The 1,302-nt window shown below is 57.5% G+C and carries 3 protein-coding genes; all 3 read left to right on the top strand.

The window, feature by feature from the left end:
• Positions 1–251: SOS response-associated peptidase family protein (locus tag EOA22_RS33900; RefSeq protein WP_164756196.1), on the top strand; the 251-nt coding region annotated here is incomplete at its 5' end.
• A gap of 110 nt (positions 252–361) precedes the next feature.
• Entirely contained in the window at positions 362–553 is a 192-nt protein-coding gene (locus EOA22_RS39285; protein WP_244507026.1) for a hypothetical protein, read from the top strand.
• Positions 554–1,086: 533 nt separating this feature from the next.
• Positions 1,087–1,302 (top strand): hypothetical protein (locus EOA22_RS33890; RefSeq protein WP_127390628.1); only part of this gene is annotated, 216 nt, incomplete at its 3' end.

The raw sequence follows: 1,302 nt of genomic DNA, 5'->3' as shown, positions 1-1,302 counted from the left end.
TCGCTGTCGTCACCTGCGAGCCCAATACGTTGATGGCGACGATCCATGATCGGATGCCGGTTATTCTGGCGCCTGCCGATTACATGCGCTGGCTCGGACCGGAACTGGATCCACGCGACCTCATGAAGCCATATCCTTCGGAGCTGATGAAGATGTGGCCGATTGACAGGAAGGTCGGAAGCCCGCGAAACAACACGCCGGACATCATTGACGAAATTGGCGTGGGACCAAACGACCTTTTCAACGTTTGAGCCTTTACACTGAACGGTCGCGGTAGGAATATTGTCCTCAGGTGGGGCGACTCTCAAAAGGTGTCGCAATGGCTAGGTCAAAACCCTCAAAGCAGTTATAACAGGCTGAAATCGAGCGCTTCCTGGTGGCAGCGGAAGCGCTGCACCTAAGCATCATCAAGCCGTTCATATCACCACATTGCGACCACTACAGGCAGACGCGCGTCCTGCACGAGGTGCTATTGAAGGCCGTGCGGGACGTCACCGGGAAAGAGGTCGAGTTCATCCGGTGGAACACCACTGGACCGGTGCTGCCCCCCTAAGGCTGGGTAAGCGCCTGGCTGCCGGGGATCGATCAGGCCGAACCCGCAGAACTGACAATGCCAGCGATGCGGATAGCGACGGCATCAAGTCCGCCGTCGTAAATTCTCGTGAGGACGTGTTCCGCAGCTTCAGCCCGTTGGGCAGTGCAACCGCGAACGTCGCCACCGCCCAACCTTGCCGGCCTGTTGGCGACGCAATCCCAAACTCCCCACAATCCGTCGCGCTCAATATGACAATAGAATCTGTGCTTGTGATTTTCCATGCAAGGTAAACTCCCCGCATCCCCATTGGGGTCCGATCTATCCAGGAAGGTGGTTAATGGGCCCGCGTTCGCCGATCGCACTTTAGGCTGGCCGCAGTGGTCCGTCGCCGCACGATGGACTGCTCACTGCACCGGCCATTCTCCACGACACCAGCGCGCGTCAGACGGCTGCCGATGCGGAATCGGCGAGATGCGGGAACAGAGTTCAGACGCCGACGTTTTTTCCCCAGGTCACGCGATTTTGCGCGTGTAGAACTAACGGAGGTAAAAATGAGCATCAAAATGCTTACGATGGGCGCGATGGCGCTCGCAGTGATGACGGGCTCAGCGCTGGCTGGCAGCAGCACCACTTCCGCGCTCGATGATCCTGCAAAGATGTCACCTTTCTTCACGGATGCCGGCATGAAAACCTTGAGGTCGGAAGCGGATTTCAAGACCGCATGGATGTCCATGAAACCGGATGAACAAAAGGCGGTGCTGAAAGAC

Source organism: Mesorhizobium sp. M7A.F.Ca.US.014.04.1.1 (assembly GCF_003998745.1).
GTDB classification, from domain to species: domain Bacteria; phylum Pseudomonadota; class Alphaproteobacteria; order Rhizobiales; family Rhizobiaceae; genus Mesorhizobium; species Mesorhizobium ciceri.
This window is presented reverse-complemented; position numbering and strand designations above follow the sequence as displayed.